Below are 9841 nucleotides of genomic sequence, written 5' to 3'. Positions count from 1 at the left end.
TAATTGTGCCGATGCACGATATGCCTACGGCACGCTGTGCGAAGGCACTCCTGCAAGTGCCTTAACAAAAGTTCATACAGTGTCGATTACTTTTGTCCGACTACTTAGGTAAGCTTTTGATTCTCAAATTGCACGGCTATGCTATTCGGGCATTGCAATACTTGTTGTTCAAATAATTGATGAATGGTGAGATTTGTCAAAGCATTGGATGAGGGAGAATTCCACTGTTGGAGGAGGCGCTCGCATTCTCGCTCCGAAATTAAAGGCAGTTCAGCCAGAGAGCGATCGCTATCGATAACCAGGTTGCGAACAAATGTGGTAAACGAGTTGCTAAAGCGGTCAAAACTTTCTCGATCGAAGGCAGCAGTGTCATATATACAACGGCATTTTTCCCCTGTCTTTGGAATTACAAACGTTAAGCCAATTCTCGATAAATTTGAAGTGCGATCGAGAGTTTCCACTCGTTCGATCGTGACTGGAAATTGATGCTGAAACCTCAGTTTTTGTAATTCTTGAAGTTCGGGATATCTGAGTAGGATGTCGCGTGGATAAGTTTGGCGACGTTCCACCCATTGCATTTGTTGTTGCACTGCCTTAACGACTTCCCTTATCCCTTGCTTCAGGTCTATTTTGAGATGAAAAGGCACGTCAACCGCAAAGAAATTTTCTAACCCCCCATGAGGGCGTTGACTTGTTGTTAATCTCCATCCCAGATCGAAATCATCTGTTTCTACAGTTCGAGCGAGATAGGCGGCGAAAGCAGCGACGAGAAATTCTTCTAAATTGCAACCTTTTAAATGACTTGCTAAAAAGCCGTCAATTTCGGGTAGAATGTGCCAGTTTTGGCTTGCCATCTCTTCGCCGGGGAATGGAGAAAAGATATCTTGATTTCCATAAAGCCAATTGCGATCGGGTGAAGCGATGGGCTGTAAGGTGGCTAATTTTTCTACCCAGAAGGATTCATGTTTGGCGATCGCAGTTTCGATCTCCTTGAGATGCTGAGTTTGAGTTGGTTCGATTTCTGCAAAGCAGTCGCCTATCTGTAATCTAAATCTTGTCACCAACTCAGGGATAGAAAGGGTTTTACCTTCTAAAGTCAGCATTTGCGTGAGGGCAACATCATAACTTCCAGTGGCAACGATTAAACGCTCCGATTCAATTGCGGTAATGGTGCCAGGGATAGCGCTAGAAGCTGTTTCTAGCACTTCCAATTGAGAAACAATGATGAATGTATTGGCGATCGCTAATTTCGGCAATCCCAAAAGATTTTGATAATTCCCAAAATCTAACGCTCGCATCCAAGCTTTCAATTCTTCAGCAGGACGATGCCAGGGTAATAAGCATCCAGGGCTCGGTTTTTGGGAAATTGAAAAATAGCTGCGTTTCTCTAAATTCTGCGGGATTGGGATGATAGTATCGTGCTGTAATTCATCAATTAATTCAACAAAGGACTCCAGCGCGGCTTGATAACATTTACCGATCAGGGTAAAAGCTGTTTCATTTGGATCGATCTCGATTGTTACCTGTTTGAAGATATCGCCACTATCTACCAGATCGTCGATCTGATGCCAGGTGATGCCATGCACTTTTTCTTGATTCAAAATTGCCCAAGATGGTGCATTGAGTCCTCCATATTTTGGCAAAAGTGAATCATGGCAGTTAATCGCATATTTTTGAGGTAATTTCAAGATTTCTTTTGGCAAAATTGATAAATTATAAATACTAAATAAATAATCAAAAGGTTGCTGACTTAAAAAACTGACTAAATCATCTTTTTCCTGAAACAGAGGAATCTTTTGGTCAGTTGCCCAACGGTCAATTGATGTACCGCTAGAAATAATCCCCAATATTTGATGTCCTTTTTCCAAAAGATGCTGGGCGCAGGGAATCACCAAAGATTGATGACCGATTAAATAACAGCTAAATGATTGATGTTGAGTTTGACGCTTGGCTAACAAATTGGCAGTCAACTCTGCAATTGGTCGATCGAGATTAGCAACAATATCTCTTAATAAAGTCTGGAAATCCCACCCAATAGTTGCGATGGTTGCCTGGTTAAATAAATCTGTGTCATATTTAAATACAATTAATAGCCCTTCAGGTTGTTCTTCAAGTTCTAGGGAGAGATCGACCATAACCATCCCTGTTTCCAAGGGGTAATCTTCCATTTTTATTCCAGCTACTTCCATCGATTCTTTGGGTAGATTTCTGAGTTGAAATAGCACTTGAAAAAAGTAATTTTGATGGGGATTTCGCTTTGGTTTTAATTCTTCTACAAGTTTCTCAAACGGAATTTCTCGGTGAGTCTCTGCTGCCAAAGCAACTTCTCGAACTCGTTTGAGTAACTCTCGAAATGTCGGGTTGCCCTCAAGAGAAGTGCGTAATACGAGGGTATTGATAAACAAGCCGATCGAGTTTTCGATTTCCGTGCGATCGCGTCCTGCGATCGGAGTACCCACAGTAATATCTTTTTGACCAGTATAACCATAGAGCAATGTCTGAAACGCTGCCAGTAGAGTCATAAACAGCGTCACCTCTTCTTGCTGACTCAATGCTTTCAGCGACTCGCTCAAGGTTTTGGGCAATCGTTGGACTTCCTTACCACCTCGGAACGTGCGACTATGGGAGCGGGAGCGGTCAGTTGGTAACTTTAGAACCGATAAATCGTCTCCTAATTGTTTTTTCCAATAAGCGAGTTGAGTCTCTATTTTTTCTCCTTGAAGTCGCTCTTTTTGCCAGCTAGCAAAGTCTGCGTATTGAATCGGTAAGGCAGGTAACGGAGAGGGTTTTTCGCTTCCAAAAGCATCGTAAAATGCAGCCAATTCTTTCAACAAAACACCCATCGACCAGCCATCAAAAATAATGTGGTGTAGCGTCAGTAATAAAATATGTTCTTCTTCACTTAATCGCAGTAAAGTAGCTTTAATTAAAGGCAATTGAGATAGGTTAAATCTATGCTGGGCTGCCTGAATTGCAAGGCGTTGAACTTCTGCATCCCGTGCGGAAGTCGGTAAATGGCTCAAGTCTACGAGGGGTAGTGATATGGTAAGAGTAGGTGCCATCGCTTGCATAGCCTTTTCCCCCACTTCGGGAAAGCTGGTGCGTAAAATTTCATGACGACGCACAATTTCATTCAAACTTTGCTCTAAGGCTGGAATATTCAATACACCTACTAAATGAATATTGCTAGGACGATTATAAGCGGGATTTCCCGGCTCAAATTGGTCTAGTATCCACATTCGCTCTTGAGAAAATGACAAGGGAGCGGGATTTTCATCGGTTCTTTTGGGAATGCTTTGTTGATGATTTGATTTGGCAGCTTTTTCTTGAAGTTTTTTCTCTAAAAGCGCTCTTTGGGCAGGGGATAATTTGGCAATTCTTTGATTGATATCGTTCATAATTTAAATCTATATAAAATTTATTCATTCAAAAGATTTTGACTTTCTTCTTCAGATAAACTCTCGATATTAGCCAATAAATCATCTAACTCTTCAGATTCTAGAGACTCGGCTTGAATTTGGGCTATTTCGATCGCCATATTCGCAACTGTAGGCTGTTGGAAGAATATCAGAAAAGACAACTCTACTCCCCAGGCTTCTCGCACGCGATTGACAATTTGAGCAGCCAGAATAGAATCCCCGCCTAGTTGAAAAAAGTTGTTATGGATTCCTATTTTTTCAATTTTTAACACTTGCGACCAAATTTCTGCCAGTTTGATTTCATTGATAGTCTGAGGTGGCGCATATTCTACTAGATCTGCGGTTGGATTCGATGCCGTTAGCCCTAGCTTTTCAGCTAACCCAATCCGTTGCAGTTTTCCCGTTGGCCCTTTAGGGATTTCATCTAGAAATAGAACCACGCGAGGAACTTTAAAATCTGCTAGTTTTTGAGCAACAAATTCTTTGATTTCTAACTCGCTAACCGTTATTCCTTCCTTTAAAACGACAGCAGCAGCAACATCTTCCCCTAAAAGAGTATGGGGTGCAGCAAACGTCAGAGCTTGAGCGACAGCAGGATGTTCTAGTAAGACTTCATCTACTTCGCGAGGGGAAATTTTTTCACCTGCTCGATTAATAATTTCTTTAATTCGACCTTTTAAAAAGAGATATCCATCATCATCTAAATATCCTAAATCTCCTGTCCGAAACCAACCATTAGTAAACGCTTCTGTATTCGCCTTCGGATTATTTTCATAACCTTGAGTAACGTTGGCTCCTTTAATCGCAACTTCTCCGATTTCACCAATTGAAAGTAAGTGTCCCGTCTCGTTCATAATAGCAATTTCTGGCCCTGCTGCTACGCCAACCGAACCGGGTTTGCGTTCTTTGGGAGGTAGGGGATTGCTTGCCATTTGATGAGAGGCTTCTGTCATCCCGTAGGCTTCAATGACGGGAACATTAAAAGTGGCTTCTAATTGAGCCATGATTTGGGGGGCTAAGGAAGCAGAAGAGGAGCGAATAAACCGGAGTTTGCTGTGAGAAATAATCTCGCGATTTGCTTGGGTCTGTGCCAGAATTGACTGGTGCATCGTGGGAACGGCTGAATACCAAGTGGGTTGAAATTCTTCAATCCAACTGAAAAATTGCGGGGCATAAAAACCAGGGCTACAAACGATGCTAGCACCAGCGTAGAGGGATGAAAGCAAGACGGCAATTAATCCATGAATATGGAATAAAGGCATGATGTTGAGACAGCGATCGCTTTCAGATAAATTGAGCGTCTGGCGAATATTACTAGCAGAAGTGCAAAGATTGGAATGCGTCAACGGCACAATTTTGGGGCGAGAGGTTGTGCCAGATGTGTGTAAAACTAAGGCGATATGATGAGATTCTGGATTCTGAATTTGGGCGGTTGGATTGGCTAAATTTTCAGAAATTAAACTAAAACTACCTGCTTCAGCTTCTAATTGGGGAAAAAGTTCAATAATTGGAATTCCTCGCTGTTTAGCGACTATTCTAGCAGGTTCGCCTACTCCTGGCTGAATGACTAAGGCTTTGGGATTGAGATCTGAAAGATAAAAGTCGAATTCCTGTTCGCGATAAGCTGGGTTGAGGGGCGCACAAGTAGCAGTCGCGGCGATCGCTAAAAAGGCAACCGCCATTTCTGGGCCATTGGGAAGGACAACGGCTACGCGATCGTTGGGGTTAATGCCCAGAGTGCTGAGGATGGTGGCTGTTTGGTCGATGCGATCGCGCAAACCCCCATAAGTTAAGGAAGCGCGTTTTGGAGCCACAATTGCGATTCGATCGGGATTATTTTGCGCCTGAACTTGAATGAGTTCGGCAACTGTAATTGGCTGTTTGGCAGGATTCATAATTTCTCTACTTTCACATTTTGGTTTATATTTAGCCTTTACTTCTCGATTCATTTTTTCAGCTTGTAAGACGTTTGCTGACTGGTGTCACATTTAAGGCGAACCGCGCTGCTACAGAGGGGAGCAAAAATTTTCATAGCACCTCTAAATAGCTAGAACTACCATTAAGCAAAGTTTACACCACTGGCAGTCGCTCGCCGAACTGTTTGCCGCGATCGCTTCCCTAAGTTCTTCCCTAAACTGCCTTTTGGGTATAATTTCGTATGATTGATGGTTTAAAGTATAATTTTATACAAATTAATTACCTTGTAAATTAGTTCGAGCGAGTAGCTACTCCCTTCCCGCTCAAAGAATATGTATGCTTTGGGGGGAGTGGGGGAGCGGGAGAGTGGGGGAGAAAAGAACAACAGGTAACTTGCGATCGATAATCTTACGGCGGGAAGGGAGTAATTCTAAGTTTAAACGCATTTTATTGAGAGCTTTATTCACTAGCTTCTTCACATAAAAAGTCCACCACGAGCGCCAGCTTTCTTTGCATCAAGGCCCACCAATGAGTTTGTCTGATTCCCGTCCAAGCAATTCATTGGCGAACGCTCGATTGTTTTGATAAATTTCCAATCGGAGCGTGTTGGGATCTGAATAGCGAAAAGTGACAATATAATTAACATTCCGCTCGGAATCGGTAAATCGGTACTGTGGTCGGCTTGTCGTACCCGTAACATTAAAACCTGTTAAGTTAATCGTACTACCATTTTGCTTGTTTTTCACATGGAGAATGTAATAAGCAGGTTCCCATACCCAAAAAGAAGCCTGCCAATTCGAGTTAGAAAAAGTTCCTCGAATTGAAAAATTTCCTACCGTTATCGGACAGTTGTTCTTCTCATCATCAATTCCTTGACTGCTATCCAAATAAGCTTGACATGGTTGGTCTGATTTTGGTATCCCTCCTACTGCCAATGATAGAGATAAAGAAAACGGTAAACTGCAAACAGTGGCTAACGCGATCATTCTTAAGTCCATAAGAATTTTGTTTCCTAACAATCAAGAGTATTTTCTAACTCCCCAGAACTAATAAAAGTGCTGTAATGATGCCATTCCTGATGCTTTAACTTTTTGATAAGCCCCCCAATCAAGTTTGAGCATCCCATCGCAGATTTGAGAAATAACATCAAAACGGCGCATTAATGATTGCCGATCGTAACAAGGTTTACTGGCTCGATCGCGTTGATCGCAAATTTGCTATATTACTAAAAGCTGAAAATAAATTATCTTCCCAACAAAAAAAATTAGAGCAAGTTAAAGGAGCTTCTCCTTTAGTCGAAGTCATGCACTCTTTAAAGGAAGAATTACATCAAATATTTGAAGAAAGTGAAAATCTTGGCCAAGGAACACTCAAATTAATGGACTATTGTGACTTAAAGTCAAAGTTTATGACTATTGTTGCCAAAGTTTTAAATTTTTCCCTTTTTCCCATCTTTTAAATAGAGCATTACAGTAATCAATAGCATTTCCGCCTCCCCAAAAGGGATATACATCGTATAATCCTACAAAATTAAAATTATAAGATGCCAACATTTCACTGATTGTAGAAAACTGAGTATGAGAGTTATCTTTCTGTCGAAAAGTGACTTCTATGAAAATATATAAAATTTTCTCAGATTGTAAAGTGGCTTTTGCACCTCTTAAAACTTGACACTCATAGCCTTCCGTATCTATTTTCAACAGATCGATCCGATCAATTTTATGCTCGTTTTCTTCCATAAACTGATCTAATGTAATTAGATTCACTGTTTCTAGAGATTGCTCGGTTTGATTATTAACCTTACTAGCACTGTAAATAGAGTTAGAACCTGATGTTCCTTTAACTAACATTTTTTCCTGTTTTGTTTCTTCACCCAATGCTAAATTGAAGCAAAAAACCTTAGAATCAACGCCAACATTCGCTTTGAAAGCTTCAAAGCTTTTACTAACTGGTTCAAAAGCAAAAATTTTGGCTTCAGGAAATTTCCGACGATAATCAAGAGTCGTTTGTCCTTTATTAGCTCCGACATCAAAAATTGTCTTGATGGTCAAATCAGGTGATAATCTAGTAATATCTTCTTTTAGATCGCATCCAAAAGGTATTCTCTTGGTACGGTAAAGGGTGTAGCCATAAGTTTTTAAAAAATTTTTTAAATTTTTTTTGATCATACAATTCTCCATAGTTTCTTTTAATAGCCATTGAAAAATGCGACTGTGATTATCTGAATCGAAGATTCTCGCCTTTTCTCATCATATTTAAGAACCGCATATTTAGGAACCGCTTTGGAAGTTTTGCGCGAAATATTGGGAATTCACTATTTTTTGTCGAAGATCGACGGAATATGATTTCATTAGCTTTGGCTCCCAGAATTAGATTTTATTGTACCTCCTAACAGCGGTTCCCGCTGTAGCTTTCAAATGTTGCTATCAACTCTGATTTAGCAAGTTGTTGAGTAAGGGGTATGAGATGAAAGTAAAAAAATGAGCTAAGTAACAAACATAAACAACATAACATACCTTTTTAGCTAGATGTCAATAGAACAGCATCTGTCCTAAGTAAATAATTTGTAACTTTTTTGTAAAGAAAGATGAATAACAGTGCGATCGCTTAACGTAAGTAGTCGGGTAAAAGTAATCGACTCTGTATTAACTTTTGTTAAGGCACTTGCCGGAGTGCGATCGCGCAGCGTGCCGATCGGCATATCGCTCACCCAAGTAGTACAAATGTATTGAAATAATTGACAGCAACTGGGAATTTTTGGCTCTTCCGTACTTAGTGTGCCAAATCATTTGTTTTTTAGTACCCTAAACCCAAGCTCGCTGCGATTTCAAGGCGATCGCACTTGTACTGTAATGCGATAGGGTAAACTTTGGATGTAAATAATCTCAAAGCTTTACGGGGCAAAGCCTTGAGGATAAATTTAAGTTAAATTAGCACACTAAGTACGGAAGAGCCAAAATCTATTTCTAAGTGGTGATGATTTGCTACTGGTGAACCTATTAAAATGTCTGACTGCCCACTGTAAATTTTAATCTGAGTTTCCACAATTGATATAAGTTATCTATTGCTTGGCTGCTGTCTCAGGGAAAAATGTATTGCACAATACATTTCTCCCTAGCCTTAGAGCCGACACATACCAGATCTGCTGTAGCGATCGCAAAATTTTTCGGTCTACTGACTTTATTTCGCTTCAATGGATCTTATGTGCATATTTTGAGCGTTTTGTCAACCACAAATTAGATGCGATCGCCCTACAATCATACCGATAAACGGCCTCAAAATGCCAAGGTTGTCCCGTTTTGTTCAGAAAAAATGTAAGGCTTTCAACCCAATTTTTCGGTAAAGCTTTTAGAGTTTACTTCAGATGACGGAAAGCATAAGTCTTGACGTAGACTTCACAACCTGTTGGAGAAGAGGGGATATAAGGACAATTAGCAGGATACCTGAGCCATGTTCCGGCAGGATATTCTCCCAATTCATCTGCCCAAACTCCTTGTAACACAAAGATTTCTCTAATTTTTGGTTCTATCACCTGTGGCAAAGTAGTTCCAGGTTCCCATTGCTCAATCCAAACCTCATCAGGGAAGCCTTCTTGCTGGTAAAGTGGCTTAACCTTGATTTGAGGAATGGAAGTTGGCTGCCAAGATAAGTCATTGATATTTATTTTAACTGCTTGGCGACCATCGCCTCCATGCTGACGGAGTTTGACAAATGTGAGACAACCTTCTAGGCTGGAGGGAACATGAACAAAACCTTCAGGATTGAGCTGATAGGAACCAGGGGAATATTCTCCAGTTTCATCTTGAAAAGACCCTTGAAGCACCAAAATTTCTTCGCCATCAGGATGACCATGTTCATAGAAAAATCCACCAGGGTCAAAGCGTGTTATTTGTGTTAATGGACTATCCCATATTGCGCTATCTGACTCCAAGCAACCATACCAAATTCCTGGACAGATAGTTTTGTACCAAGTAATATCGGCAGGTTTCACAGCCAGCCGAACAGATAAGTTATGGTTAATTGTTTTTGCTTCCCAAGCTGGATTAACGGTTGTAGTTTCAGCCATACATACTTTTGATTCTTGTGAGACCAATAACTGATTAGGTATAGATAATATCCCTAATCAATTTTTATTCATTATGTAACATAACGGTACATATAAAAAGGGCTCTCCCGTACTTAGGGTGATAAATTTTACTGATTAATTTGTTCCTCAGCTTGAACAGAGGGCAACCCAGCCGTTTGAGGCTAATAAGTGGCATTGAAGTAAGAAACCCATCCTACAAGGCTTCTAGCACAGGCTCTCGGTAATATTCATTAGATTTTTTTATCACCATAAATTCGGGAGAGCCTAATTTGCGGTCTCGATTACTAGCTGTTTGAATTATTGGTAGATGCTAAGTAGTCGGACAAAAGTAATCGACACTGTATGAACTTTTGTTAAGGCACTTGCAGGAGTGCCTTCGCACAGCGTGCCGTAGGCATATCGTGCATCGGCACAATTA

At 40.7% G+C, this 9841-nt stretch carries 7 protein-coding genes; 2 read left to right on the top strand and 5 right to left on the bottom strand.

The window, feature by feature from the left end:
- Nucleotides 1–104: 104 nt before the first annotated feature.
- The 3 genes from H6G03_RS36060 to H6G03_RS36050 all read right to left on the bottom strand — a co-directional run bounded on the left by H6G03_RS36060 (nucleotide 105) and on the right by H6G03_RS36050 (nucleotide 6334).
- A complete protein-coding gene (locus H6G03_RS36060) occupies nucleotides 105–3398 on the bottom strand; it encodes a condensation domain-containing protein (RefSeq protein ID WP_190475569.1) in 3294 nt (1097 codons plus the stop codon).
- A gap of 20 nt (nucleotides 3399–3418) precedes the next feature.
- The gene (locus tag H6G03_RS36055; RefSeq protein WP_190475568.1) at nucleotides 3419–5314 is read right to left on the bottom strand and encodes an AMP-binding protein; all 1896 of its coding nucleotides are present in this window, start codon (nucleotides 5312–5314) and stop codon (nucleotides 3419–3421) included.
- Nucleotides 5315–5851: 537 nt separating this feature from the next.
- The gene (locus H6G03_RS36050; RefSeq protein ID WP_190475565.1) at nucleotides 5852–6334 is read right to left on the bottom strand and encodes a hypothetical protein; all 483 of its coding nucleotides are present in this window, start codon (nucleotides 6332–6334) and stop codon (nucleotides 5852–5854) included.
- A 164-nt stretch (nucleotides 6335–6498) separates the two neighbouring features.
- Between H6G03_RS36050 and H6G03_RS36045 the strand changes: the two genes are divergently transcribed.
- The gene (locus tag H6G03_RS36045) at nucleotides 6499–6795 is read left to right on the top strand and encodes a transposase (RefSeq protein WP_190475563.1); all 297 of its coding nucleotides are present in this window, start codon (nucleotides 6499–6501) and stop codon (nucleotides 6793–6795) included.
- On the opposite strand, the gene H6G03_RS36040 is transcribed toward H6G03_RS36045, so the two are convergent.
- Nucleotides 6749–7504: an FkbM family methyltransferase gene (locus H6G03_RS36040; RefSeq protein ID WP_190475561.1), complete on the bottom strand. Its 756-nt coding sequence runs from the start codon at nucleotides 7502–7504 to the stop codon at nucleotides 6749–6751. The genes H6G03_RS36045 and H6G03_RS36040 overlap by 47 nt on opposite strands.
- Nucleotides 7505–7933: 429 nt before the next feature.
- Here H6G03_RS36040 and H6G03_RS39085 point away from each other — a divergent pair, with 429 nt between their 5' ends.
- Entirely contained in the window at nucleotides 7934–8068 is a 135-nt protein-coding gene (locus H6G03_RS39085; protein ID WP_255512313.1) for a hypothetical protein, read from the top strand.
- Between the two features lie 623 nt (nucleotides 8069–8691).
- On the opposite strand, the gene H6G03_RS36030 is transcribed toward H6G03_RS39085, so the two are convergent.
- Nucleotides 8692–9402: a cupin domain-containing protein gene (locus H6G03_RS36030; RefSeq protein WP_190475556.1), complete on the bottom strand. Its 711-nt coding sequence runs from the start codon at nucleotides 9400–9402 to the stop codon at nucleotides 8692–8694.
- Nucleotides 9403–9841: the final 439 nt, after the last annotated feature.

The organism is Aerosakkonema funiforme FACHB-1375, from assembly GCF_014696265.1.
In the GTDB taxonomy this organism is placed as follows: Bacteria; Cyanobacteriota; Cyanobacteriia; order Cyanobacteriales; family Aerosakkonemataceae; genus Aerosakkonema; species Aerosakkonema funiforme_A.
This window is presented reverse-complemented; position numbering and strand designations above follow the sequence as displayed.